The sequence below is a fragment of the Nocardioides silvaticus genome (assembly GCF_003160695.1).
GTDB classification, from domain to species: Bacteria; Actinomycetota; Actinomycetes; order Propionibacteriales; family Nocardioidaceae; genus Nocardioides; species Nocardioides silvaticus.
The window spans coordinates 206,070-229,246 of record NZ_QGDD01000006.1 but is presented as its reverse complement, the minus strand read 5'-3'; the positions used below and the strand labels follow the sequence as shown (position 1 = coordinate 229,246).

Annotated in this window: 25 protein-coding genes; 11 read left to right on the top strand and 14 right to left on the bottom strand. The window is 72.2% G+C overall.

The annotated features are described in order from the left end of the window. Window positions 1-10 precede the first annotated feature (10 nt). Together paaB and paaA are read right to left on the bottom strand one after the other, a co-directional pair. Entirely contained in the window at window positions 11-304 is a 294-nt protein-coding gene (gene paaB / locus DJ010_RS14595) for a 1,2-phenylacetyl-CoA epoxidase subunit PaaB (RefSeq protein WP_109695002.1), read from the bottom strand. After that, window positions 301-1,239 (bottom strand): 1,2-phenylacetyl-CoA epoxidase subunit PaaA, encoded by a 939-nt coding sequence (paaA, locus tag DJ010_RS14590; RefSeq protein ID WP_109695000.1) that lies wholly within the window; start codon window positions 1,237-1,239, stop codon window positions 301-303. Before paaA ends, paaB begins: the two co-directional genes overlap by 4 nt. Window positions 1,240-1,301: 62 nt before the next feature. Here paaA and paaZ point away from each other — a divergent pair, with 62 nt between their 5' ends. Genes paaZ through DJ010_RS14575 form a run of 3 tightly spaced genes read left to right on the top strand, consistent with a single transcriptional unit; the run spans window position 1,302 to window position 4,844 of the window. Further along, window positions 1,302-3,356 carry a phenylacetic acid degradation bifunctional protein PaaZ gene (paaZ, locus tag DJ010_RS14585; RefSeq protein ID WP_109694998.1) on the top strand — a complete coding sequence of 685 codons (2,055 nt, stop codon included), beginning with the start codon at window positions 1,302-1,304 and terminating at the stop codon, window positions 3,354-3,356. Further along, window positions 3,353-3,967 (top strand): TetR/AcrR family transcriptional regulator, encoded by a 615-nt coding sequence (locus DJ010_RS14580; RefSeq protein ID WP_109694996.1) that lies wholly within the window; start codon window positions 3,353-3,355, stop codon window positions 3,965-3,967. The genes paaZ and DJ010_RS14580 overlap by 4 nt, the downstream gene beginning before the upstream one ends. 31 nt (window positions 3,968-3,998) lie before the next feature. Then, on the top strand, window positions 3,999-4,844 hold the full coding sequence (locus tag DJ010_RS14575) for a 3-hydroxybutyryl-CoA dehydrogenase (protein ID WP_109694994.1): 846 nt from the start codon (window positions 3,999-4,001) through the stop codon (window positions 4,842-4,844). Window positions 4,845-4,857: 13 nt separating this feature from the next. Here the strand turns inward: DJ010_RS14575 and DJ010_RS14570 are convergent, their stop codons facing one another. After that, complete coding sequence (locus DJ010_RS14570) at window positions 4,858-5,229, bottom strand: MmcQ/YjbR family DNA-binding protein (protein ID WP_211318801.1); 372 nt, start codon at window positions 5,227-5,229, stop codon at window positions 4,858-4,860. Window positions 5,230-5,238: 9 nt separating this feature from the next. Then, on the bottom strand, window positions 5,239-6,498 hold the full coding sequence (locus DJ010_RS14565; RefSeq protein ID WP_109694990.1) for an oxygenase MpaB family protein: 1,260 nt from the start codon (window positions 6,496-6,498) through the stop codon (window positions 5,239-5,241). Between the two features lie 44 nt (window positions 6,499-6,542). Here DJ010_RS14565 and DJ010_RS14560 point away from each other — a divergent pair, with 44 nt between their 5' ends. Beyond that, a complete protein-coding gene (locus DJ010_RS14560; RefSeq protein WP_211318800.1) occupies window positions 6,543-7,130 on the top strand; it encodes a TetR/AcrR family transcriptional regulator in 588 nt (195 codons plus the stop codon). On the opposite strand, the gene DJ010_RS14555 is transcribed toward DJ010_RS14560, so the two are convergent. From DJ010_RS14555 to mca, 3 genes are read right to left on the bottom strand one after another with little or no spacing between them, the layout of a single operon-like run. Next, entirely contained in the window at window positions 7,115-7,756 is a 642-nt protein-coding gene (locus tag DJ010_RS14555) for a LysE family translocator (RefSeq protein ID WP_109694986.1), read from the bottom strand. The genes DJ010_RS14560 and DJ010_RS14555 overlap by 16 nt on opposite strands. A 6-nt stretch (window positions 7,757-7,762) precedes the next feature. Further along, window positions 7,763-7,999: a hypothetical protein gene (locus tag DJ010_RS14550; protein WP_146207360.1), complete on the bottom strand. Its 237-nt coding sequence runs from the start codon at window positions 7,997-7,999 to the stop codon at window positions 7,763-7,765. Window positions 8,000-8,015: 16 nt separating this feature from the next. Continuing rightward, a complete protein-coding gene (gene mca / locus DJ010_RS14545) occupies window positions 8,016-8,861 on the bottom strand; it encodes a mycothiol conjugate amidase Mca (RefSeq protein ID WP_245927571.1) in 846 nt (281 codons plus the stop codon). A 95-nt stretch (window positions 8,862-8,956) separates the two neighbouring features. Here mca and DJ010_RS14540 point away from each other — a divergent pair, with 95 nt between their 5' ends. Together DJ010_RS14540 and greA are read left to right on the top strand one after the other, a co-directional pair. Beyond that, entirely contained in the window at window positions 8,957-9,367 is a 411-nt protein-coding gene (locus DJ010_RS14540) for a DUF4307 domain-containing protein (RefSeq protein WP_109694980.1), read from the top strand. A gap of 197 nt (window positions 9,368-9,564) precedes the next feature. Next, a complete protein-coding gene (greA, locus tag DJ010_RS14535) occupies window positions 9,565-10,062 on the top strand; it encodes a transcription elongation factor GreA (protein WP_109694979.1) in 498 nt (165 codons plus the stop codon). Window positions 10,063-10,075: 13 nt separating this feature from the next. Here the strand turns inward: greA and ilvA are convergent, their stop codons facing one another. Genes ilvA through DJ010_RS14515 form a run of 4 tightly spaced genes read right to left on the bottom strand, consistent with a single transcriptional unit; the run spans window position 10,076 to window position 15,228 of the window. Further along, window positions 10,076-11,329 carry a threonine ammonia-lyase gene (gene ilvA / locus DJ010_RS14530; RefSeq protein ID WP_109694977.1) on the bottom strand — a complete coding sequence of 418 codons (1,254 nt, stop codon included), beginning with the start codon at window positions 11,327-11,329 and terminating at the stop codon, window positions 10,076-10,078. Beyond that, complete coding sequence (locus DJ010_RS14525; RefSeq protein ID WP_245927569.1) at window positions 11,322-12,722, bottom strand: AI-2E family transporter; 1,401 nt, start codon at window positions 12,720-12,722, stop codon at window positions 11,322-11,324. The genes ilvA and DJ010_RS14525 overlap by 8 nt, the downstream gene beginning before the upstream one ends. A 9-nt stretch (window positions 12,723-12,731) precedes the next feature. Then, on the bottom strand, window positions 12,732-14,075 hold the full coding sequence (locus DJ010_RS14520; RefSeq protein WP_109694974.1) for a glutamate mutase L: 1,344 nt from the start codon (window positions 14,073-14,075) through the stop codon (window positions 12,732-12,734). Further along, on the bottom strand, window positions 14,068-15,228 hold the full coding sequence (locus DJ010_RS14515; RefSeq protein ID WP_109694972.1) for a cystathionine gamma-synthase: 1,161 nt from the start codon (window positions 15,226-15,228) through the stop codon (window positions 14,068-14,070). The genes DJ010_RS14520 and DJ010_RS14515 overlap by 8 nt, the downstream gene beginning before the upstream one ends. Window positions 15,229-15,399: 171 nt before the next feature. Between DJ010_RS14515 and DJ010_RS14510 the strand changes: the two genes are divergently transcribed. Together DJ010_RS14510 and msrA are read left to right on the top strand one after the other, a co-directional pair. After that, complete coding sequence (locus DJ010_RS14510; RefSeq protein ID WP_211318799.1) at window positions 15,400-16,344, top strand: DUF5995 family protein; 945 nt, start codon at window positions 15,400-15,402, stop codon at window positions 16,342-16,344. Between the two features lie 73 nt (window positions 16,345-16,417). Then, a complete protein-coding gene (gene msrA / locus DJ010_RS14505) occupies window positions 16,418-17,065 on the top strand; it encodes a peptide-methionine (S)-S-oxide reductase MsrA (RefSeq protein ID WP_109694968.1) in 648 nt (215 codons plus the stop codon). Here msrA and DJ010_RS14500 read toward each other — a convergent pair. Both DJ010_RS14500 and DJ010_RS14495 read right to left on the bottom strand, forming a co-directional pair. Further along, window positions 17,062-17,898: a UbiA family prenyltransferase gene (locus DJ010_RS14500; protein WP_109694966.1), complete on the bottom strand. Its 837-nt coding sequence runs from the start codon at window positions 17,896-17,898 to the stop codon at window positions 17,062-17,064. The two genes, msrA and DJ010_RS14500, sit on opposite strands and share 4 nt — an antisense overlap. Before the next feature lie 271 nt (window positions 17,899-18,169). Continuing rightward, window positions 18,170-18,466: a CBU_0592 family membrane protein gene (locus tag DJ010_RS14495; RefSeq protein WP_109694965.1), complete on the bottom strand. Its 297-nt coding sequence runs from the start codon at window positions 18,464-18,466 to the stop codon at window positions 18,170-18,172. Between the two features lie 72 nt (window positions 18,467-18,538). Between DJ010_RS14495 and DJ010_RS14490 the strand changes: the two genes are divergently transcribed. From DJ010_RS14490 to DJ010_RS14480, 3 genes are all read left to right on the top strand, one after another. Then, window positions 18,539-19,456 carry a LysR family transcriptional regulator gene (locus DJ010_RS14490; RefSeq protein ID WP_109694963.1) on the top strand — a complete coding sequence of 306 codons (918 nt, stop codon included), beginning with the start codon at window positions 18,539-18,541 and terminating at the stop codon, window positions 19,454-19,456. 60 nt (window positions 19,457-19,516) lie between these two features. Beyond that, window positions 19,517-20,383 (top strand): phytanoyl-CoA dioxygenase family protein, encoded by an 867-nt coding sequence (locus DJ010_RS14485; RefSeq protein WP_109694961.1) that lies wholly within the window; start codon window positions 19,517-19,519, stop codon window positions 20,381-20,383. A 65-nt stretch (window positions 20,384-20,448) separates the two neighbouring features. Further along, a complete protein-coding gene (locus tag DJ010_RS14480; RefSeq protein ID WP_109694958.1) occupies window positions 20,449-22,341 on the top strand; it encodes an ATP-binding protein in 1,893 nt (630 codons plus the stop codon). Here DJ010_RS14480 and DJ010_RS14475 read toward each other — a convergent pair. After that, window positions 22,332-23,042 (bottom strand): hemerythrin domain-containing protein, encoded by a 711-nt coding sequence (locus tag DJ010_RS14475; RefSeq protein WP_109694956.1) that lies wholly within the window; start codon window positions 23,040-23,042, stop codon window positions 22,332-22,334. The two genes, DJ010_RS14480 and DJ010_RS14475, sit on opposite strands and share 10 nt — an antisense overlap. Between the last annotated feature and the right edge of the window lie 135 nt (window positions 23,043-23,177).

Sequence of the window (23,177 nt, the reverse complement as noted above, 5' to 3'; positions counted from 1 at the left end):
TTGTCGAGACCTACATGTGGGGGACGTCGTGGGGGATGTCGTAGAACGTCGGGTGCCGGTAGACCTTGTCGCCGCTCGGGGCGAACAGCGGGTCCTTCTCGTCCGGGCTGGAGGCGGTGATCGCGTCGGACCGCACCACCCAGATCGAGACGCCCTCGTTGCGGCGGGTGTAGACGTCGCGCGCGTGCCGCACCGCCATCTGGTCGTCCGGCGCGTGCAGCGACCCGACGTGCACGTGGTTGAGCCCGCGCTTCCCGCGCACGAACACCTCGTAGAGCGGCCACTCGGCCCGGACCCCGGTCATGACTGCCTCCCGGTGATCGAGTAGTCCGAGCCCCTGGGCGAGGACGTATCGAGACCCGCGAACGCCGCGGCCGCCTCCCGCACCCAGGCACCGTCGTCCCAGGCCTGCTTGCGATGCGCGATCCGCTGCTCGTTGCAGGGCCCGCCGCCCTTCACCACCGTCCAGAACTCGTCCCAGTCGAGCTCGTTGTCCGGCAACGTGACGCCGAGCGCCTCGGCCTGCGGCGCGGTCATCTCGATGAACCGGGCCCGCAGCTCGTCGTTGGTGTGCGTCTTGATGCCCCACGCCATCGACTGCTCGGTGTTGGCGGACTCGGCGTCGGGCGGGCCGAACATCATCAGCGCGGGCTTCCAGAACCGGTTCACCGACTCCTGCACCATCGCCCGCTGCTCGTCGGTGCCGCGCATCATCGTCATCAGCAGCTCATAGCCCTGCCGCTGGTGGAAGGACTCCTCCTTGCAGATCCGGATCATCGCCCGGCCGTAGGGACCGAAGGACGTGCGGCACAGCGGCACCTGGTTGCAGATCGCGGCGCCGTCGACGAGCCAGCCGATGGTGCCGACGTCGGCGTACGACAGCGCGGGGTAGTTGAAGATCGAGGAGTACTTCTGCCGCCCGGAGATGAGCATCTCGGTCAGCTCGTCCCGGGAGACCCCGAGCGTCTCGGTGGCGGAGTAGAGGTAGAGCCCGTGGCCGGCCTCGTCCTGCACCTTCGCCAGCAAGATCGCCTTGCGCCGCAGCGACGGCGCCCGGCCGATCCAGCTGCCCTCCGGCTGCATCCCGATGATCTCCGAGTGGGCGTGCTGGGCGACCTGCCGGACCAACGTCCTGCGGTAGGCGTCCGGCATCCAGTCGCGCGGTTCGATGCGGTCCTTGCGGTCGATCGTCGCCTGGAAGCCGGCTTCGAGCTGCGCCTCGTCGACGGCGGATGTCATGGGACCTCCCGGGCACTCAGCGTCATTTACTGACCGAACGGTCTGTAATACTCTAGCGCACCATGAGCGCACTGCTGGAGAGCTACGTCTCGGGAGCCTGGTTCACTCCGCAGATCGGCGCCGACGGGGGTCGACCCGTCCTCGACGCCGTTACCGGCGAGGAGGTGGCGCGGGTCTCCAGCCAGGGCATCGACCTCGCCGCGGCGGTCGCCCACGCGCGCGAGGTGGGCGGTCCCGCCGTACGCCGGCTGACGTTCCACGAGCGGGCCGCGCAGCTGAAGGCGCTGGCCCGGCACCTCGGCGACCTCAAGGACGACTTCTACGCCCTCTCGCGCCGCACCGGGGCCACGAAGCGCGACTCGATGGTCGACATCGACGGCGGCATCGGCACTGTCTTCTCCTACGCGAGCAAGGCCACCCGCGAGCTGCCCGACGATGTCGTGGTCCTGGACGGCGCGACGGAACCGCTCGGTCGCGGCGGCACCTTCGTCGGCCAGCACGTGTGGACCTCCCGCACCGGCGTCGCGGTGCAGATCAACGCGTTCAACTTCCCGGTCTGGGGCATGCTCGAGAAGCTCGCCCCCACCTACCTGGCCGGGCTGCCGAGCATCGTGAAGCCCGCCAGCCAGACGGCCTACCTGACCAAGGCCGTCGTCCGCCGCATCGTCGAGTCGGGGATCCTCCCCGAGGGCTCGGTCCAGCTGGTCTGCGGCAGCGCCGGCGACCTGCTCGACCACCTCGGCGAGCAGGACTCGGTCGCGTTCACCGGGTCGGCGCACACTGCGGAGATCCTGCGCAACCACCCGTCGGTGCTGAGGAACGGCGTCCGCCTCGGCGTCGAGGCGGACTCGTTGAACTGCTCGATCCTCGGGCCCGACGTCACCGCGGACGACCCCGAGCTCGACCTGTTCGTCGAGGCCGTCGTCACCGAGATGACGGTCAAGGCCGGCCAGAAGTGCACGGCGATCCGGCGCGCGATCGTGCCCGAGGCGATGGCCGACACCGTCGTCGAGGCGATCAGCGCCCGGCTCGCGCAGGTCACCGTCGGCGACCCGGCCGACGAGTCGGTGCGGATGGGGGCGCTGGCCAGCCTCGGCCAGCGCGAGGAGGTGCGCAAGGCGATCGAGGCGCTGCGGGCCGGCGCCGACATCGTGTACGGCGACCCGGACCGGGTCGACGTCGTCGGGGCCGGTGCCGAGCGGGGCGCGTTCATGGGCCCGGTGCTGTTACGGGCCCGCCCCGGCGCGCCCGAGCCGCACGACGTCGAGCCGTTCGGGCCGGTCTCCACCGTGCTCACCTACGGCTCCGCCGCCGAGGCCATCGAGCTCGCCGCCCGCGGCCGGGGCAGCCTGGTCGCCTCGGTCGTGACCCACGATCCGCAGTTCGCTCGCGCCGTCACCCTCGGTCTCGCGCCGTGGCACGGCCGGGTGCTCGTGCTCGACCGCGACGACGCCGCCGAGGCCGGGCAGGCCGGTGGTCACGGCAGCCCGCTGCCGGTGCTGGTCCACGGCGGCCCGGGACGTGCCGGCGGCGGCGAGGAGCTCGGTGGCATCCGCGGCGTCCTGCACCACATGCAGCGCACGGCGGTCCAGGCCTCCCCGGACATGCTCACCGCCATCACCGGCCGCTGGGCGACCGGCGCGCAGCGGCGCGCCGAGGAGGTGCACCCGTTCCGCAAGAGCCTCGCCGAGCTGGGCATCGGCGACAGCATCACCTCCGCGACCCGCACGGTCACCCGAGCAGACATCGATCAGTTCGCCGAGCTCACCGGCGACACGTTCTACGCGCACACCGACCCCGAGGCGGCCGCCGCCAACCCGCTGTTCGGCGGGATCGTCGCGCACGGCTACCTGGTCGTCTCGCTCGCCGCCGGCCTGTTCGTCGAGCCGAACCCGGGTCCGGTGCTCGCCAACTTCGGCGTCGACAACCTCCGGTTCCTCACGCCGGTGAAGGTCGACGACACGATCCAGGTGACGCTGACCGTCAAGCAGGTCACCCCGCGGAGGTCGGCCGACTACGGCGAGGTCAGGTGGGACGCGGTGGTGTCCAACCAGGACGGCAAGCCGGTCGCGACGTACGACGTGCTCACCCTGGTCGCCAAGACCTGGCCGCAGTGACGACCGCCGACGCCCCTCGGCGTCCCCGCGGGCGTCCCGGCAACGACAAGGAGACCGTGCTGCGGCGGGCGATCGACCTGTTCAACCGGCAGGGCTACGACGCCACGTCGATCACCGACCTGGCGAGCGACCTCGGGCTCACGAAGTCCGCGATCTACCACCACTTCCCGAGCAAGGAGGCGATCCTCGCCGCGGCCCTCGACGAGGCCCTCGACGGGCTCGCGGCCGCAGTGGCCTCGGCCGCCGACGCGACCCGCGGCGACCGCGCCTACGACCGGTTGCGCGCGACCATCGAAGCGTCGGTGGCGATCCTCGCCTCGCACCTGCCGGCGGTCACCCTGCTGCTGCGGGTGCGCGGCAACAGCCCGCTCGAGCAGTCCGCGCTCGAGCGCCGGCGGCGCATCGACGACCAGCTGGCCGGCCTCGTCGGACGAGCCGTGGCCGAGGGCGACCTGCGCGCCGACGTACCCCCTGACGTGATCAGCCGCCTCGTCTTCGGCACGGTGAACTCGCTGGTCGACTGGTACCACCCGGACGGCCCGATCCCGCCCGAGCGGCTGGCGGCGCTGGTGTCCGGCGTCCTCTTCGACGGCCTGCACGCGCGGTTTTGAGGACCGACCGGTAACAAATAGCGTGACGGCCATGACGCAACGAGTGGGCGTGGTGGGCGGCGGACTGATGGGCTCCGGCATCGCGGAGGTGTGTGCGCGGTCCGGACGCGACGTGATCGTCGTCGAGGCGGACGCGCCGGCCGCCGAGTCGGCACAGGCCCGCATCGAGAAGTCCGTACGACGCGCGGCCGAGCGCGGCAAGATCGACGACCCGGACGGCGTCCTCGCACGGATCCGGTTCGCCACCGACCTGGACGAGCTCGCCGACCGCGACCTCGTGATCGAGGCGATCGTCGAGAACGAGGACGCCAAGGTCGACCTGTTCACCAGGCTCGACAAGATCGTCCAGCCCGACGCGATCCTGGCGTCCAACACCTCCTCGATCCCGATCATGAAGCTCGCCGTCGTCACCCAGCGGCCCCAGCAGGTGCTCGGCATCCACTTCTTCAACCCGGTGCCCGTGCTCAAGCTGGTCGAGCTGGTGCCGAGCCTGATGACCTCCGAGGAGACCACCGCCACGGCACGGACGTTCGTCGAGGACGGTCTCGGCAAGCAGGCGATCCTCTGCCAGGACCGCGCCGGCTTCGTCGTCAACGCGCTGCTGATCCCGTTCATCCTCTCCGCGATCCGGATGTACGAGTCCGGCTTCGCCTCCGCCGAGGACATCGACCACGGACTGGTGCTCGGCGCCGCCCACCCGCAGGGCCCGCTCGCCCTCGCCGACCTGATCGGCCTCGACACCACCAAGGCCGTGGCGGAGTCGCTCTACGAGGAGTTCAAGGAGCCGCTCTACGCCCCGCCGCCGCTGCTCCAGCGGATGGTGTCGGCGGGCCTGCTCGGCCGCAAGACCGGCCGCGGGTTCTACACCTACGGCTGACGCCGGCCGCGGGTCAGGCGCTCGGTCGCGCGACCAGCGCGGCCAGCCGCTGCGGCGCCTGCAGGCAGAACGAGTCGGTCAGCAGCTCGGCCAGCTCGTCCCAGTCGGTGGCCTCCTCGACGAACATGCCGACCACGTTGCCGCCCCACTCGCCCTTGAAGTACGGCGCGCCCAGGTGCTCGAACGCCAGCACCTCGTCGGGCTCCGCCCGGAACGTGATCCGGTAGAGCTGGTCCTCCCCGCCGAACAGGTGGCAGACGGTCGCCTGCCCGACCCGCCACCGGACCCCCACCCACGCCGTCTCCTCGTAGCACTCGGGGAACACCTCCATCACCGATCGGAGGCGGTCCACCCACGCGAGGGGCACTTCGGGGCGCTCGGGCACCCCTGAAAACTAGGGCAGGTCGCCGACAGCCTGGTGCTCGTCGCGGAAGTAGCTGGCGAGGAGTCGGGTGCTGACACGATCCCCCCAGGCGAGGAGGTGGGCGCGGCCCCACGTCGTGCGGGCGAGGAGGCGGTAGCGGACGGTGTTGAGGGCCCAGACGTAGGCGTGCGCCCAGGGCGGGCGGAGCGGCAGACCGAGCTCGCGCATGCTGATCGGTCCGAGGAACGTGGTGAGCATGCTGAGCAGGCGCTCCTGCTCGTAGCGGGCGCGAACGGCCTGGAGGGCGTCCGGCCAGCCCGGGTAGCGCCGCTCCCGCTGCGCGTCCACGATCGCCCTTGCCAGCTGCGGGCCGGCCTCGGAGATGTCGGCCTGGGCGAGCAGCACGTGGTAGGCCTGCCGGTGCCGCTCGCCCTCGGTGTCGACGAGGAAGGTGGGGTCGACGCCCATCAGCCACCCGACGTACTTCCACAGGTGCAGCAGCGCGCGCGACTCCCGCCGCGTGACCCGGACCCCGAGGCCGCGGGAGCCGACGATGAGCACGCCGTCGAAGAGCATCAGCGTCGAGGCCTGGTCGGCCTGGTTGATCGGGAGCCCCCAGCGCTCGGAGTCCCACTGGGGCTCGAAGGCGTGGTTGACCAGGGCGTGCATGACACGGACGTGGAGGGTCAGTCGCCAGGCCTCGCCGCCGGGCCCGCCGGCGACCGGCGGGCGCAGCGACCCGGGCTTGGTGAGCTCGACGACCCACTTCTGGGTCTCGCCGAGCCGGCGGCGGGTGCTGTCGCCGACCAGCCCACCGGTGGCGACCAGCAGGTCCGAGGGGCCGCCGAACCGGTAGCCGCCGATCAGCGACAGCTGCGTGAGCACGTCGGCGGCGTTCTGGCCGAGCCGGCGCGCGACCAGCGCGCCCTCGTCGAGCAGGTCCCAGTCGACCCAGTCGGGCGTCGCCGAGACCTCCGCGAAGAACGAGGCGAGCGCCTCCGGCGCGTCCGGTACGGCGTCGATGCCGCCGGCGAGCGCCGTACGCAGCTGCTCCATCGTCACCCGTCCCGGCTGCCCTGCTCGCGTCCGCATCGCTTCCGCGAGGGTCGCCGCGAGCTCGTCGCGTTCACCGAACGCGCGCCCGATGCGGTCCATCAGGTCTTCGTCGACGGCCTTGACGCGTCCCATCAGCCGCAGCGGCACGCCGAGGCGCCGGCTGCGGGCCTCCGCCTCGCGGAACCGGGTGGGGTAGGCGCCGCTGGCGCGGGACTCGGTCTGCTGGATCGCCATGCCGTCATTCTGACGCGAGCGATCACTCGCATACAATTCGCATCATGCGGAAGTCGCCGAGGCAGGCCCGGTCCCGGGAGATGGTCGAGCGGATCGTCGCGGCGGGCCGCGAGGTGCTCGTCACCGACGGCTACGACGCCTTCTCCACCAACCGGGTCGCGGCGGCCGCTGGCGTCAGCCCGGGCTCGCTCTACCAGTACTTCCCCGACAAGCTCGCGATCCTCGACGTGGTCGTCGACCGCTACACCGAGGAGACGTCCGAGCGGGTGGCGGCGGCGCTCGCGGACCGGATGGCCGGCGGGCCGCAGGTGGTCCGCGACGTCGTCGACGCCCTGCTCTCCGCGCTCGAGGCCGACCCCGCCCTGCTCCGGGTCGTCGCCGAGGAGCTGCCGCAGGTGCGCAGCCGTCCGCGCCGCGAGGCGCTCGAACGCCGGGTGAGCGAGCTCGTGTCGACGTACCTCCTCGCCCGGCCCGAGCACAGCCGCCGGCCGACGCCGACCGTGTCAGCCTGGGTGAGCGTGCTCGCGATCGAGAACCTCGCGGTCCGCTGGGTGCTCGACCAGCCGGCCATCACCCGCGACCAGCTGCTCGACGAGCTGGTCGCGCTGGTGGGTGGCTACCTGCTCTCGTGACCGGTCAGGGCCATCCCGATGCCGAGCCCGATCATCGAGGTGCCGCCGAGCGCGCCGAGGGCGCTGCCCCGCCGCGGTGACCCGGCGAACCAGTCCCGCGCCCGCCCGGCCGCGAGCGCCCAGACCGAGTCGCACACCAGCCCGAGCGCGACCGCGAGCGAGCCGAGCACGAACATCTGGACCGGCACCGCACCCCGGTCCGGGTCCACGAACGGTGGCAGCAGCGCCGCGAAGATGAGGAACCCCTTGGGGTTGCTGGCGCCGACCACGAAGCCCTGGCGTACGGCGGCGGCCCGGCTCAGCGGCGAGTGCGGCTCCCGGCCGTCGACCCGCAGCTCGTGCCGGTGCCGCAGCGCCTGCACGCCGAGCCAGACCAGGTAGGCCGCGCCGAGCAGCTTGATCACGGTGAAGACGACCACGGACTCCGCGACGACGGCGCCGAGGCCCGCCGCCACCAGGGTCATCACGAGGAACAGCCCCAGCGTGTTGCCGGCGACGCTGGCGAGCGCGACCCGCTGGCCGTAGGAGACGGCGCGGCCGACGACGAAGACGACGCTCGGGCCCGGGATGACGATCAGCACCAGCGCAGCGAGCCCGAAGCCGAGCAGCTGGTCGACGCCGATCACCGCCGGCTACTCGCCCTTCGGCGCTTCCCGCTCGGCCGGGTCGTCGGAAGCGGGGGCCACCGGGTCGCCGTAGACGCCCGCGTCGGCGGCGCGGTGGGCCTTCTTGAGCTGCCTGGTCAGGCTCCAGCCGAGGAGCGCCACCGCGATGACGAGCGCGACGAAGATGATGAAGCCCATCGGGCCGGCCACCACGTCCTCATCGTCCGGCGCGGCGGTAATGACCCCGATCAGAGCTGCATGCATGCATCCATTGTCCCACTCAGGGGCTGACACCCGCGAACAGGTCGTCCTCGGGCAGCTCGGTCTCCACGTGGCTGGTCACCAGCTCGTAGTCCTCGGTGGGCCACACCTTCTGCTGGAGCTCGCGCGGGATGGCGAACCAGAAGCCGTCCGGGTCGATCTGGGTCGCGTGCGCGAGCAGCGCCTGGTCGCGCACGCCGAAGTAGTCGCCGCACGGCACCCGGGTCGTCACCCGCTTGTCCCACTCGGGGTCGCGCTTCCACTCCTTCAGCCGCTCGGCGTACGGCGACTCGAGCCCGTGCTCCTCCATAGCCTCGTGCAGCGCGAGCATCTTGGGGTAGTTCCAGCCGTGGTGGTAGTAGAGCTTGCTGACCTGCCACGGCTCGCCCAGCTCGGGCGCGTAGTCGGGCTCGGCCGCCTTCTCGAACGCGAACACCGACACCAGGTGGCACATGATGTGGTCGGGGTGCGGGTAGCCGCCGTTCTCGTCGTACGTCGTCATCACCTGGGGCTTGAAGCTCCGCACCAGCCGGATCAGTGGCGCCGCCGCCTCCTCCACCGGCACCAGCGCGAAGCAGCCCTCCGGCAGCGGCGGCTTCGGGTCCCCCTCCGGCCAGCCCGAGTCGACGAAGCCGAGCCAGTCCTGGGTGACGCCGAGGATGTCGCGGGCCCGCTCCATCTCCTGACGTCGGATCTCGTGGATGTTCTCGAGGATCCCGGGCCGGTCCATCTTGGGGTTGAGGATCGAGCCGCGCTCGCCGCCGGTGCAGGTCACGACGTGCACGTCGACGCCCTCCGCGACGTACCGTGCCGTCGACGCCGCACCCTTGCTCGACTCGTCGTCGGGGTGCGCGTGCACGTGCATGAGACGGAGACCGGCTCTCTCCGGTGATCGAGCCTGTCGAGATCCGGTGGGCATGCGCCCGATCGTAGGAGTTCCGGCCATGCGAGCATGAACCGGTGACCGTGCACAGCCATTCCCTGCCACAACGGTACGGCGCTCCGCTGCGCTGGCGCCGCTACGTGCTGCTGGGGTTCGTGGTGCTCGTGGTCGGCGCGCTGGCCGGCTGGTTGGCGTGGGTCACGGTCGTGCAGTCCGACCCGCCGGTCTCCTCGGAGCTCATCTCGTCGGAGATCGTCGACGACCACACCGCGACCGCCGTGATCCGCGTGCAGTGGGGCGAGGACCCGGTCGAGGCGCAGTGCACCGTCCGGGCGCTGGCGCACGACAAGGCGGTCGTGGGGCAGGCCACGTTCCAGCCCGGCGCCGACGAGGGGTCCGACCACGAGGTCGAGATCGCCACCGAGCGCCGTGCGACCGCCGTGGAGAACATCGGCTGCACCGCCGAGGACCAGCCGCGGCCCCGCTGACGTCCGACTGACGAATGGGCGGCGGCCACCGGACTTGTTAGACTAATCCTTCTGTCCGGAGCCGATTCGGCGCCGCCCACGTGGCAGCGCCTCCCGTCGCACGGGCCCGCAGAGAGACGGGCGAGACGGACCGGACCACGCTCGACAAGATCCGCCTTTCCTCGCTCGACCAAGATTCGCCTATCCAGGAGTACCCGATGACGCAGACCGACCAGACGATCTGGCTGACCCAGGACGCCTACGACAAGCTCGTGGCGGAGCTGGAGGACCTCAAGGGCCCCCAGCGCCAGGAGATCGTCGCCCGGATCAGTGCGGCGCGCGACGAGGGTGACCTCAAGGAGAACGGTGGCTACCACGCCGCCAAGGACGAGCAGGGCCGCATCGAGGCGCGCATCCGCCAGCTCGAGGACATGCTCCGCAAGGCCGAGGTCGGCGAGACGCCCCCGGACGACGGCGTCGTCGAGCCCGGCATGGTCGTGACCTTCAAGTTCGAGGGCGATGCCGACGACGAGGCGATCACCTTCCTGCTGCTCGGCGCGCGCGAGGTCGAGCCCGAGGGTCTGACCGTCTACACCCCGCAGTCGCCGCTCGGCGAGGCCATCAACGGCCGCAAGAAGGGCGAGACCGTGACCTACGAGGCCAACGGCAAGCCGCAGACGGTCGTCATCCTCGACGCGAAGCCCTACACCGGCTGAGCGATCGGGGCGGTCAGCCCCGGTCCACGACCTTGTAGCCGTGCTCGCGGAGGCGGTCGATGACCGCCTCGGCGTGCGGCTCGCCGCGCGTCTCGAGCTGGAGGTGCACGTCGACCTCGTCGAGCAGCAGGCTCGGTGAGATCCGTTCGTGGGCGACCTCCATGACGTTGGCGCCGGCGGCCGCGACCTCGGCGAGCATCCGCATGAGCCCGCCGGGAACGTCGGGCAGCGTGACCTGCAGGTTGAGGTAGCGCCGGGCGGCGGCCATGCCGTGCCGGATCACCTTGCCGAGCAGCAGCGGGTCGATGTTGCCGCCGGAGAGCACCACGACGACCGGACCGGTGAAGCGATCCGGCTCCACCGCCAGCGCGGCGGCGGCGGCCGCACCCGCCGGTTCGACCACCAGCTTCTCCCGCTCGGCCAGCGCGAGCAGCGCGCGGGACAGGTCCTCCTCGGAGACGGTGATGAGGTCGTCGACGTACTCCTTGACCAGGCGGAACGTCAGCTCGCCCGGCCGGCCCACCGCGATGCCGTCGGCCATCGTCGCCATCTGCGGCAGCCGCAGCGGGCGGCCCTCGGCGAGCGACGGCGGGAACGCGGCCGCGCCGGCGGCCTGCACCCCGACCAGACGGACGTCCGGGCGCAGCGACTTCACCGCGATGGCGACCCCGCCGAGCAGTCCGCCGCCGCCGGTCGGCACCATGACCGTCGCCGCGTCCGGCACCTGCTCGACGACCTCGAGGCCGAGGGTGCCCTGCCCGGAGACGATGTCGCAGTTGTCGAACGGGTGGATGAGGACGGCGCCGGTCTCCTCGGCGAACTCCGTCGCCGCGGCGAGGCAGTCCTCCAGCGTCCCCTTGCGGAACCGCACCTCGGCGCCGTAGCCGCGGGTCGCCCGCTCCTTGGGGATCGGCGCGCCCTCCGGCATGAAGACGGTGGCCGGGATGCCGTGCTGCTGGGCCGCGAGCGCAACCCCTTGCGCGTGGTTGCCGGCGGACGCGGCGACGACGCCACCGGCGCGCTCCGCCTCCGAAAGCCGGGCGATCCGCACGGCCGAGCCGCGGACCTTGAACGACCCGGTGCGCTGGAGGTTCTCGCACTTGAGGTGCACCGGGTAGCCGGCGACGGTCGTGAGCCAGCGCGACTCCACCATCGGCGTCCGCAGCGCCACCTCCTCGACCAGCGGCCGGGCGGCCTGGATGTCCTCGAGGGTGACGGTGGCGAGCTCCTGCTCGGGCTGATCGGGCTGCTCGGGCTGGTCAGGCATGGCTCGTCTCCTCCGGTGGCACGATCACTTCGTCCTCCAGCTCCTCGGCGGCCTCCTCGACCGGCATCTGGGCCAGCTCGGCGAGGTGCAGGACCACGGCGTTGGCGGCGGCGGCGAGGGGTACGGCGACCAACGCGCCCACCACGCCCGCGACCAGCACCCCGCCCGCGATCGCGAGGATCACGCCGAGCGGGTGCAGCGCCACCCAGCGGCCGAGCAGGAACGGCTGCAGGACGTGGCCCTCGAGCTGCTGCACGCCGATGATCACGGCGAGCATGATCAGCGCCTCGACCGGGCCCTGGTCGACGAGCGCGACCAGCACCGCGACGGTGCCGGCGATCGTCGCACCGATCAGCGGCACGAAGGCGCCGAGGAAGACCAGCACTCCGATGGCGAGCACGAACGGCACGTTCAGGATCGCGGCGCCGATCATCACGCCGACCGCGTCGACGGCGGCGACGATCACGGTGGCGCGCACGAACTGGACCAGCGAGATCCAGGCGACCTTGCCCGAGCTGTCGACCCGCTCGCGGGCGGCGCGCGGGGCGAGCCGCACGACCCACGACCAGATCCGGTCGCCGTCGGCGAGGAAGAAGTAGGTCGCGAAGAGGGTGATGAAGAACCCCGCCACCACGTGGCCGACGGCCGAGCCCACCTCGGTCACCCGGCCGACGATCTCCCCGTCCTGGGACCGCTCGGTGATCATGTCCTGGGCGTTGCCGATCCAGTCGTTGATCTGGGAGTCGCTGGCGTTCACAGGCCCGTCGCGGAGCCACTCGCGGATCTCCTCGAGCCCCTGCACCGTGGAGTCCGCCAGGTCCGAGGCCCCGGTCGCGACCTGCTGTCCGGCGAACGTGAGCAGCGCCCCGACCGCTGCGAGCCCACCGAGCACGACGAGCAGGGCGGCGAGGCTCTTGCGGATGTGGAGCCGGGTGAGCAGGTGCACCAGCGGCCACGACAGCGCGCTGATGAGCAGCGCCACCGCGATCGGGATGGTGATGACGGAGAAGTAGCCGACCAGCCACAGCGTCAGGTAGCCGGCGGCCGCGATGACCAGGAACCGCCAGGCCCAGGCCGCGGCGAGGTCGAGCCCCCACGGGACCTCGGCCCGCCCGGTCCGTGACGGACCGGTCAGGATCGGCGCCGGGCCGCCCCGCCGCTCCTCCCGCACGAGCGCCCACTGGTGGGCGAACCGCTGCAGCACCGTCTCGACCTCGGAGTCGAGCTCTTCCTCGCTCCCTCGACGCCGCCGTGGGAAGCGGTGTCGACGGTGCTCGTCCTGCGGCCCCTCCGGTGGCCCGGCGGACGGCGCTGCCGGCTCTTCGGCGGGCGTCTCCGTCGACGCCTCGGCCGGCGTTCCCTCCGGCTCCCCGACCGGGTCTTCCTCAGTCACGCGCCCACCCTAGGACCTGCTCCCGGCCAGCGACATCGCCAGCCGGTAGGCCACGTCGGGATGATCCCGGGCGAGCAGCCCGACCGCCATCAGGAGGTACTGCTCGTCCACGACGATCCGGGCCCGCTCCGGCAGCTGCCAGCCCTCCGGGTCGTCAGCCGTCACGATGCCGCCGAGCACCCGCTCGGCCACCCCCGGGCGTCCGTGGCGGAGCACCCCGCCACTGCCGATGACCAGCGCGACCTCGCGAAGGTCGACGCCGCTGCGCTCGACCACCCGCCCCTCGGGGGAGAGGACGACGCGGGAGCGGCCCGCGTGGCGTCGTACGGCGGTCGCGGCTGCGGTGCGGGCGATCTCCTCGTCGGCGGCGTACTCCTCGTCGGTCCCGGGCACGAAGGACGGCGGTAGTCCCGCCGACTCCCGCATCCCGAGGTCGGCCTCGACCGTGCGCGTCGCCGCGGTCGGTGCGACCACCTCGTGCGCCAAGCCGTCGTCGGAGCGCTCGGCGTCGAGGGTGACGACGGAGTAGACGTCGGTCGTGGCCCCCCCGACGTCGACGACGGTGACGTCGCCGATGCCCGGGCGCGCGTCGTCGATGCCGTAGGCGAGCATCTCCACCCCGGCCAGCACCACGTCGGGCGTCGGCCCGTGCACCAGCCGGGCCAGCTCGTCGCCGCGCGCGGTCAGCCCTTTTCCGGCGATCACGTGCTGCAGGAACTGGTCGCGCACCGCCGCCCGCGCGCTCTCCGGTGCGAGCACCCCGATCCGCGGCACCGCGTTGTCGGCGAACACGTGCGGCACCCCGGCCAGGACCGCCGCGACCTCGTCGCGGGCGTCGGCGTTGCCGGCGACCACGACCGGTCCGGTGAACCCGGACCCCGCCACGACCCGCGCTCCCCCGACCAGCGCGTCCCGGTTTCCGCCGTCGGTCCCGCCGGTCAGGAGCACCAGGTCCACGCCCGCGCGAGTCGTGTGCCCCGCGACGTCGGACATGGCGTCCTCAGGCACCCGACCCGCCGTCGCGACCACCCCGACCACCTTGCCGCCGCTGGACAGGGCGACCCGGCGGCCGGCCTCGGCCGTCACCAGCGCTTCGAACCCGACCACCGCGATCCGCAGCCCACCGCCCGCGCTCGAGCAGGCCAGCACCGCGGCATCCGCAGCCCGCGGATCGGTGGCGGCCAGGTCGGCCCGGCAGCCGTCGACGGCGTCCATCACGTCGCCCGTGGCGAGGGTCGGCCGTTGTGCGCCGGCGACCACGGTCGCGGTGGTGAGGTCGACCAGGAGGGCCTTCGTGTAGGTCGAGCCGATGTCGACGCAGAGGACGACGTCGGCCCCGGACCGGTCAGCCAAGCGCCTGCTCCAGGTCGGCGACCAGGTCGTCGGCGGTCTCGATGCCGACGCTGAGTCGCACCAGGTCCGCGGGCACCTCGAGGTCGGTGCCGGCGACGCTCGCGTGCGTCATCCGGCCGGGGTGCTCGATGAGCGACTCCACTCCGCCGAGCGACTCCCCGAGCGTGAACACCTCGGTCCGGTCGCACACCTGCAGTGCGGCCTCCTCTCCCTCGGTGCAGCGGAAAGACACCATGCCGCCGAAGCGCTTCATCTGCCGCTGGGCGACCTCGTGCCCGGGGTGCGTCTCCAGCCCGGGGTAGATCACGTCGCCGACCTTCGGGTGGCTGGCGAGGAAGTCCGCGATCCGCTCGGCGTTGTCGCAGTGCCGGTCCATCCGGACCGCCAGCGTCTTGATGCCGCGGTGGGTGAGGAAGCTGTCGAACGGCCCGGGCACCGCGCCCATCGCGTTCTGGTGGAAGGCGACCTGCTCGGCGACCTCGTGGTCGCGCACGACGAGCGCTCCGCCGACGACGTCCGAGTGGCCGCCGACGTACTTGGTCGTGCTGTGCACCACGACGTCGGCGCCGAGACGCAACGGCTGCTGGAGGTAGGGGGAGGCGAACGTGTTGTCGACGACCAGCAGCGCGCCCGCGTCGTGGGCGACGCCGGCGAGCGCCTCGATGTCGCCGATCGAGAGCAGCGGGTTGGTCGGGGTCTCGACCCACACGACCTTGGTCTCACCGGGGCGGATCGCGGCGCGGACCGCGTCGACGTCGTCGACCGGCGCCGGGCTGTGGTTCAGCCCCCACGGCACCGCGACCTTGTCGAAGAGGCGGAAGGTGCCGCCGTAGGCGTCGTCCGGGATGACCGCGTGGTCACCGGGCCGGCAGATCGCTCTCAGCAGCGTGTCCTCGGCGGCGAGCCCGGAGGAGAACGCGAACCCGCGCTCCCCCTCCTCCAGCGCCGCCAGCGCCCCCTCGAGGGCGGTGCGGGTCGGGTTGGCGCTGCGGCTGTACTCGTACCCGCCGCGCAGCCCGCCGACCCCGTCCTGCTTGTAGGTCGACGTGGCGTAGATGGGCGGGATCACCGCTCCGGTCGTCGGGTCCGGCTCGTACCCCGCATGGATGGCGCGGGTCTCGAAGCCGCCTTTGGCTGAGTGCTCCTGGCTCATCCGGCGAGCCTAGTCCGGCGGCTTGGCGCGGAATACCCGGCCGACCGGGTATCCCGCGGGTTGTCAGCCGTTGCAGAGGCGGACAACCCGCGGGAGAGGCGGACAACCCCGGGCAGGACCCCGCGTCGTAGCCGTTGGAACCCGTTCTCGTTGGACCCTGATGTGACGTCCTTGCTGCGTGCTGTCCTCGGGTTCCTCCTCGCCCTGGTGCTGGCCGCCGTGCCGCTCTCCCCGGCCTCGGCGGAGGACCTCGGCAACCCGAGCTACCCCGACGACCCGGACCCGCTCCGCGGCCTGGTGCTCCCCCCGCTCGATTCGCTGATCGGGCTGCTGCCGCCGCTGCCGGTGCCCGGGGCGGAGTACGCCGGCGACCTGTGCCGCTCGGGCGGTGACGAGTGCATCGACGAGGTGATCGAGCGGATGGAGGCGCGGCTGGACCGGCTGGTCAGCACCTGCTCGCACAGCGCCGTCTTCTCACTCGCCTACCTGCGGGTGACCGAGAACGTGCGCGACGCCGTCCGCTCCGGCTACTTCGACGACGCGAAGTGGCTCAACCGGGTCGACACCGTCTTCGCGGACCTCTACTTCGACACCACCAGCGACTGGGAGGCCGGCCGCCGGGCGAACATCCCGGCCGCCTGGCGGATCGCGCTGCAGGCCGAGGACGACCGCGCCGTCAGCGGGCTCGGCAACTTCATGCTCGCGATGAACGCCCACATCAACCGCGACTTCCCCTACGTGCTCGCCAAGGTCGGCCTGACCGACCCCGACGGCACCAGCCACAAGCCCGACCACAACGCCTACAACCAGCGCCTCGACAGCCTCTACGCGCCGGTCTTCGCTGAAGAAGCCGCGCGGTTCGACCCGACGTTCGACGACGTCAACTTCGGCACCCTCGAGGAGACCGCGGCCGGCGTCATCATGCGCGGCTGGCGCGAGATGGTGTGGCGGCACGCGGAGCTGCTCGCGCTGGCCAAGGGCCCGGTCCAGCGGTCGCTGGCGCAGAAGCAGGTGGAGACGTACGCCGCGCTCCAGGCGCTCGGGATCCGGCAACTGTTCCAGGTCCAGAGCAGTGAGCGACGCGACGCCTGGTGCGCCCTGCACGGGGCGGGTTGATCGCCGTACCGACGCCGGGTTAAGAAGTCCCTGAGAGGGGCGTACCGCTTGCGCGCCGGGGGAGAATGAAGGCATGTTCACCTCCCGCCGCAAGACCGAGATGGTCGACCCTGCCGAGGCGTTGCCCGGCCGCCCGCAGCCCGGGTTCACGCTGCCCGAGAAGCATGCCGTGCTCGACGCGCCGATCGTCACCGACGACGTCCCCGACGGCCTCGAGGTCGCCGAGTTCGGCCTGGGCTGCTTCTGGGGCGCGGAGGAGATCTACTGGCAGCTCCCGGGGGTCTGGTCGACCTCGGTCGGCTACTCCGGCGGCGTCACCCCGAACCCGTCGTACGAAGAGGTCTGCAGCGGCCGCACCGGCCACACCGAGGCCGTCCGCATCGTCTTCGACCCCGACCGGGTCTCCTACGCCGACCTCGTCAAGAAGTTCTTCGAGGTGCACGACCCGACCCAGGGCATGCGCCAGGGCAACGACGTCGGCACCCAGTACCGCTCCGCGATCTACTACCACTCACCCGAGCAGGAGCAGACCGCCCGCGAGCTGACGAAGATCTACGGCGACGAGATCGCCCGCCGCGGGTACGGCGAGATCACCACCGAGATCGCCCCCGCCGGCGAGTACTACTACGCCGAGGCACACCACCAGCAGTACCTCCACAAGAACCCCTACGGCTACCGCTGCCACGCGAACACCGGGATCCCCTTCCCGGGAACGTCCTAGCCGGACACGGCTGCCAGGAGTGCGACGTCGAGCAGGGCGATCGCGATCGCTGCGTGGAAGGGAGCCTTCCCTCGACCTGCGAGCGTGACGGCCGCCAGCACGAGAACCACGCCGAGGGCTGCCCACGTCCCCGCCGAGGGGCGGCCGGGCGCGCCGATGACCGCGACCGCGGAGGCGGCGACCAGCAGGAACGTCGCCAGCACACGGGTGACCCTCGCACCGAGTCGGTGGGGCAGTCCCTGGATGCCCGTGGCGGCATCGGCGGCGAAGTCGGGCAATGTGTTCAGCAGGTGTGCTGCGACACCCAGTCCGGCTGCGGCGCTCACCATCCACCAGGGCGGAGCGTCCGGAGTGGAGCCGGCCAGCGTGACGGCGGCCGGGAGCGACCCGAACGCGACCGCGTACGGAAGCCAGGAGAAGACAGTGGCCTTCAGGCCGAGGTTGTAGGCGTGGCCCGCTGCCACACCGAGCAACAGGTGCACCAGACCACTGCGCCAGCCGGCGGCCAGCGAGAGGGCCACGCAGGCAGCGCCGGCCACGACCAGGCAGGCTGCTACCAGGGCCGGCGACAGCTCGCCGGTCGCTACTGGCTTGTCGGTACGACCCACCAGCCGGTCCCGCCCAGCATCCAGCAGGTCGTTGCCCCAGCCGACCGTGAGCTGTCCGGCGAACGCGCCCGCGGTGAGGAAGACCGCCGTCGCTGCTGACAGGTCGTGAGCCGCGGAGAGCACGCCGACCACGGTGGTCACCGCAAGACCGGGTCCGATGTGAGCCGCGGTCAACAGGGCCACCGGCCTGAACCCGACGCCAGGTCCCGTCGACTGCGTGGTCATGCGACGGTTCTGGTCCTCAGGGCTGCTCCTGGGTCCTCACCGGACCCTGCCGGAGAGCGGTGCGCAGCTGCACGGCGGCCGAAGGTGGTGGCTACCCGCATGATCCCTCCGCCCCAACGCGACCGGTTGCCGATACCCGGATCCGCGTGCCCCAGACCTCGTCGGACGTCCCTCGGCTGCTCCTACCGCTACCGCTGCCACGCGAACACCGGGACCCCGTTCCCCGCGACCAGCTGACCGCGCCTGCTCGAGGCCGTGCTGCCGAACGACGCTACGCGCTGATGAGCGTCCTGTTCGGTCCCGCGTCGTCGCGCAGGCGGATCGAGGACTCGCGGCGCGCGCGCAGGACCGGCCAGGCCGAGTGCAGAGCAGCGCCTGCCCAGACCAGGTTCGCCGTGACGCTGGGCCACGCGCCGTACGCAGCGCTACCGGCGGCGCACAGCAGGCCGCCGATGACGTTCATCGCGCTGTAGCGGAGCGACGCCGCGTGCCAGTGGCCGCGGGTCAGCATCAGATAGGCACCGATCGTTCCAATCGTGCCGATCCACCCCAGGGCCGCTGCAAGCATGTGACCAATCCTGGGTTGTCTCTGCGATTAGCACAATCGCACTCTCATACACTCTGGGTTTAGCATTGCTGAATGGACGTGGACCCCCGCCGATTGCGGTTCCTCCTTGCCGTCGCGCGGTACGGCGGCGTCCTCGCGGCAGCCGACGAGCTGCGCGTCACGGCCTCGGCGGTCTCCCAGCAGATCGCGCGACTCGAGGACGAGGTGGGCCGGTCGCTGATCACCCGCACGCCGACCGGGAGCGTGCTGACGCCGGCAGGGCTGGCGCTCGCCGAGGCCGCCGAGGACGTCGAACGCGCCCTCGCCGTGGCACGCACCCGACTGCTGCAGGACGAGGAAGGCGTGTCCGGCACCGTCCGGGTCGGCGGCTTCCAGTCCTTCCTGGCCTCGATCCTGGCGCCGGCCCTCCCGAGCTGGCGCGAGCGCCACCCGGGGCTGCGGATCGAGACCTTCGAGGCCGAGGAGGACGACCTGATGCGGAGCCTGCGCGCGGGCCAGCTCGACGCGATCGTCGTCGAGCTCGACGCCGACGCCGACGCGTTCAGCGCTCCTCGCGGCACTCTCGACACCCCGCTCCTCGACGACCCGTGGAAGCTCGTGGTCCCGTCCGGCGCGCTGCTCTCGACCGAGGTGATCGACTTCGGGCGGATGTCCCTACCCTGGTTAGGGGTCGACCCCAAGGCCGCGAACGCCCAGGCCATCGGGCGCGTCCAGGCGGTCCTCGGCGGCGAGAGCTCCGCCGCCCACACCTACTACAGCTTCGACTACGGCCTGGCGCTGGTGCGGGCCGGCGTCGGCGTCACCCTCGCGCCTTCGCTCGCGCTCGAGCGACTGACCACCGAGGGCATCGACATCTTCGACATCCCTGGCCTGGGCTCGCGCCGCATCGTGCTCCGGACCCTCAAGCGTGCTTCCGGACGCACCGTGGACACGGTCGTGGCGATGGTCCGCGAGACGTCTGCGTCGTTCTCCAGGGAGACCGACTCCTGAGCGGAAAGCCCTGTCGGCGAGCCCCTGGCAAGGCGCGCACGCGGGTGCGATCCTTCAGCGATGAGCCACGTGAACGACAAGGTCTCGTCCCTCACCGACCTCACCGGGGACCTGGCGGGCACCTACCCCCGCACGGCCAGCAGCGGCGCGGCGGTCGACGAGGACGTCGTACGCACTGACCTGGCGGCGGTCGAGCGGGACGGTTACGTGATCCTGCCCGACCTGCTCTCGTCGGCGGAGCTGGACGCGATCCGGGCGGACGTGACGCCGCTGCTCGACCGCACCGGGCGCAACAACTTCGAGGGGCACACGACGCAGCGCGTCTACAGCGTGCTCAACAAGACGCGCACCTGCGACGTGATCGCCGACCACCCGCGGGTCCTGGCCCTGCTGGACCGGCTGTTCCTGCCCAACTACCTGCTCTCGATGCTGCAGGTCATCAACATCCTGCCGGGCGAGCAGGCGCAGCTGCTGCACACCGACGACAGCTTCTACCCGATCCCCCGGCCCCGGGCGCCGCTCGGCGCGGCGACGATCTGGGCTATCGACGACTTCACCGCCGAGAACGGCGCGACCGACGTCGTCCCCGGCAGCCACACCTGGGACGACCGCGTCCCCGACGAGTCCGTACGACGGGAGCCCGTGGTGATGAGCGCCGGGTCGTGCGTCTTCTTCGTCGGCACCCTCTGGCACGGCGGCGGCGCCAACCGGTCGGACGCCCCTCGTCTCGCGCTCACCGCCCAGTACTGCGAGCCGTGGCTGCGGCCGCAGGAGGCGTTCACCCTCTCCACGACCCGCGACACCGTACGCGCGGTGTCGGAGGACATCCGCCGGATGCTCGGCTACAGCATCCACCCGCCGTTCATCGGTCAGGTCGACGGCATGCACCCCAAGCGGCTGCTCGAGCCGGGAGCCCCTCCGGTCTGAACCACCGACGACCACCCGGCGAGAAAAGTTGGTGAGACGTCACCTATCTCGGGTACGCTCTCCCTGTGGAGGTGCAGGTTCTCGGACCCGTCGAGGTCCGTGACGACGAGAAACCGGTCGCGCTGGGTCCGCCCAAGCAGCGCGCGATCCTCGCTGCCCTCGCGCTCTCGCCCCGGACCGTCGTCCCGATCGACCGTCTCGTCGACCTGGTCTGGGGCGATGCGATGCCGGCCGCCGTGGTCCCCTCCGTCCAGTCCTACGTCTCCCGGCTGCGCCAGGCGCTCGACCCGCTCCGCCCCGACCGCGTGAGCCGGCCCGTGCTGGTGACCCGGACCGGTGGCTACCTCCTCGACCTTGCCGACGACGAGCTGGACGCCCGCCGTTTCGAGGCCGAGGTGACTGCGCTGCACGACGTCGTCCGGTCGCTCCCGGAGTCCGGGCCCCCGCCGCTCACGGCGGAGGAGCTGGCCGCGGCCGAGGCCCGGCTCGTCGGGGCACTGGGTCGCTGGCGCGGCATGCCGTACGCCGACCTCGGCGACTCGACGACGGCCTCGGCCGAGCGCGGCCGGCTCGCCGACCTGCGCGACCTCGCCCTGGAGGACCAGGTCGCGCTCTGGCTGGCCCTCGGCGACCACCGCCGCGCTGCTCTGCAGCTCTCCTCGCTGACGACGACCCACCCGCTCCGGGAGCGGCTGTGGGGCCTCCGCGCCATTGCGCTCACGCGGGACGGCCGCCAGGCCGACGCGCTCGACGTCCTCGCCGTGCTGCGACGGACCCTGCGCGAGGAGCTCGGGATCGAGCCGTCGCCGGAGCTGCAGCGACTCCAGGCCGCAGTGCTGAGGCAGGAGGAGTGGCTCAAGTGGACGCCCCTGCGCCAGGCGGTCGCCGCGGTCGCGACGGGAACACCGGCACCGACCACCGCCGCGCCGGGGATCTGGCCGGCCTTCGAGCGGGAGCGTCACGCCGCCGACCTGGACGCCGCCCTCGCGCTCGCCGCCACCGGGCAGACCACGTTCGCGGCGGTGACGGGCGAGGCCGGCATCGGGAGGACGCGGGTGCTCACCGAGCTCGCAGTGCGCGCCGAGGCGGCGGGGTTCCGCGTGGGGTGGGGCCGGTGCTCCCAGGACGAGGACGCCCCTCCCCTGCACCCGTGGCAACGGCTGCTCGCCGACCTCGGGCTGCCCGACGACCCGGAGCCGACGAAGGCCGACCCGTTCGACCGCTGGGGTCACCTCGTCGACGTCGTCCTCGACGCCGCGGCCGAGCAACCGCTGCTGCTGGTCCTCGACGACCTCCACTGGGCCGACGGGCCCACCCTGCGCGTGCTCCGCCTCCTCGCCGAGGCTCCCGACCCGCGCCCCCTGCTGGTGGTGACGTCGTGGCGCAGCCCCCACGCGCGGCCGACGAACGCCCTCGGCGACCTGGCAGCCAATCTCGGCCGCCGCCACGCACTGCGCATCGAGCTCGAGGGGCTGTCGGCCGACGGCACCCGCGCGCTCTGCGCTGCGGTCGCGGGGCGACCGGTCACGTCCGCGGAGGGCCGCGCGGTGCACGCGCGGACCCACGGTGTGCCCTACCTCGTCGTCGCCTACGCCCGGGAGGCGGCGCGCACGGGAGCCTCCTTCACCGACGTGGTCGCCTCCGTGCCCACCCCGGTCGCCGAGCTCGTGCGGCGACGGCTGGCCCTGCTGCCGCCGGAGACCTGGGACGTCCTGGCCGTCGCTGCAGCGCTGGGTGAGGCCGACCTGGCGCGGGTCGCCGACGTGGTCGGCAGCGGGCCCGACGTGGTCCTCGACCGGCTCGAGCCGGCGCGGGCCGCAGGAATCGTCCAGGAGATGGAGTTCGACCGGGTCACTTTCACCAGCGCGATCGTCCGGGACATGCTCCGTCAGCAGGTCCCCGCGTCCCGCGCGGCCTGGCGGCACGGCCGGCCACGGCTCGCGGTCGCTCACGCGTAGCGGAACGCCCGCGCCTCGCGACGCGCAAACCGCCCACGCGTCAGTCGCCACAGCACCTTGAACGCGGCACCTCCGGGCGCCGCGAAGACTCGCTCCCGCACGTCGTCGGGCACCCCGTCCAGGGCCCACGGGACGACCACCAGCACGTCGGTGAGCCGAGACTCCTTCCGCAGCTCCTCCTTCTCGAGGCGCCGCCACTCCTCGAGGGGGATCCGGCGCTGGATCACCGGGATCGCATCGGTCTCCTCGTGCCCGAGGTGCTCCCCGAGCACGTTGCGCGCGGCTTCGAGGGTCGCACGCAACGCCGTACGTCGCTCCTCGCTCGCGGCCTCGGTCATGCTCTCGAGCCCGTGGCGGCAGGCGGCCAGCAGCGGGTCGATCCGGCCGTGCTCGGCCTCCATCTCCGCCAGGACCCGCCGCTCGGCGTCGTCCACGCGGCCGGCGAGGTAGGGCCAGATGTACCTGTCCTCGCTGCGGTGGTGATCGTGCAGCGCCTTGGCGAAGACGTCCCAGCGCCGCACGAGCCGGTGCCAGGTGCGCCGGTCGTCGGCCGGGGTGCGGGTCGCCGCGGCGACGAACCGGTCCAGGTCGCGCCGGAAGGCGTGGTGCATCAGGTACATCGGGTACATGTCGATCGGCCCGTCGGGCGCCGCGGCCTGGCCCGGCAGCCGCACCTGGTCTGGATGAGGGGTTGTGGTCATGGCTAGGGCTCCGTGGGTGTCGTCTCGGCTCGGACCCGCCCACCATGACCCTTCGCCCTTGGCGCCCGCTTGTTGCCGCCGCACGCAGCGAGCCGTGCAACGCCAAGGATCCGCCAAGCCCGTTCGGCCACCCTG

What these genes read in the sequence shown, in the direction of transcription:
- DJ010_RS14565 (WP_109694990.1), bottom strand. Translation starts at nt 6,498, where the DNA reads ATGGCGATCCAGCAGACCGAGTCCCGCGCCAGCGGCGCCTACCCCACC.
- mca (WP_245927571.1), bottom strand. Translation starts at nt 8,861, where the DNA reads ATGCACGTGCACGCGCACCCCGACGACGAGTCGAGCAAGGGTGCGGCG.
- ilvA (WP_109694977.1), bottom strand. Translation starts at nt 11,329, where the DNA reads ATGCCTGACCAGCCCGAGCAGCCCGATCAGCCCGAGCAGGAGCTCGCC.
- DJ010_RS14575 (WP_109694994.1), top strand. Translation starts at nt 3,999, where the DNA reads ATGACGCAACGAGTGGGCGTGGTGGGCGGCGGACTGATGGGCTCCGGC.
- DJ010_RS14515 (WP_109694972.1), bottom strand. Translation starts at nt 15,228, where the DNA reads ATGAGCCAGGAGCACTCAGCCAAAGGCGGCTTCGAGACCCGCGCCATC.
- paaB (WP_109695002.1), bottom strand. Translation starts at nt 304, where the DNA reads ATGACCGGGGTCCGGGCCGAGTGGCCGCTCTACGAGGTGTTCGTGCGC.
- greA (WP_109694979.1), top strand. Translation starts at nt 9,565, where the DNA reads ATGACGCAGACCGACCAGACGATCTGGCTGACCCAGGACGCCTACGAC.
- msrA (WP_109694968.1), top strand. Translation starts at nt 16,418, where the DNA reads ATGTTCACCTCCCGCCGCAAGACCGAGATGGTCGACCCTGCCGAGGCG.
- DJ010_RS14495 (WP_109694965.1), bottom strand. Translation starts at nt 18,466, where the DNA reads ATGCTTGCAGCGGCCCTGGGGTGGATCGGCACGATTGGAACGATCGGT.
- paaZ (WP_109694998.1), top strand. Translation starts at nt 1,302, where the DNA reads ATGAGCGCACTGCTGGAGAGCTACGTCTCGGGAGCCTGGTTCACTCCG.
- DJ010_RS14550 (WP_146207360.1), bottom strand. Translation starts at nt 7,999, where the DNA reads ATGCATGCAGCTCTGATCGGGGTCATTACCGCCGCGCCGGACGATGAG.
- DJ010_RS14500 (WP_109694966.1), bottom strand. Translation starts at nt 17,898, where the DNA reads ATGACCACGCAGTCGACGGGACCTGGCGTCGGGTTCAGGCCGGTGGCC.
- paaA (WP_109695000.1), bottom strand. Translation starts at nt 1,239, where the DNA reads ATGACATCCGCCGTCGACGAGGCGCAGCTCGAAGCCGGCTTCCAGGCG.
- DJ010_RS14560 (WP_211318800.1), top strand. Translation starts at nt 6,543, where the DNA reads ATGCGGAAGTCGCCGAGGCAGGCCCGGTCCCGGGAGATGGTCGAGCGG.
- DJ010_RS14490 (WP_109694963.1), top strand. Translation starts at nt 18,539, where the DNA reads ATGGACGTGGACCCCCGCCGATTGCGGTTCCTCCTTGCCGTCGCGCGG.
- DJ010_RS14485 (WP_109694961.1), top strand. Translation starts at nt 19,517, where the DNA reads ATGAGCCACGTGAACGACAAGGTCTCGTCCCTCACCGACCTCACCGGG.
- DJ010_RS14475 (WP_109694956.1), bottom strand. Translation starts at nt 23,042, where the DNA reads ATGACCACAACCCCTCATCCAGACCAGGTGCGGCTGCCGGGCCAGGCC.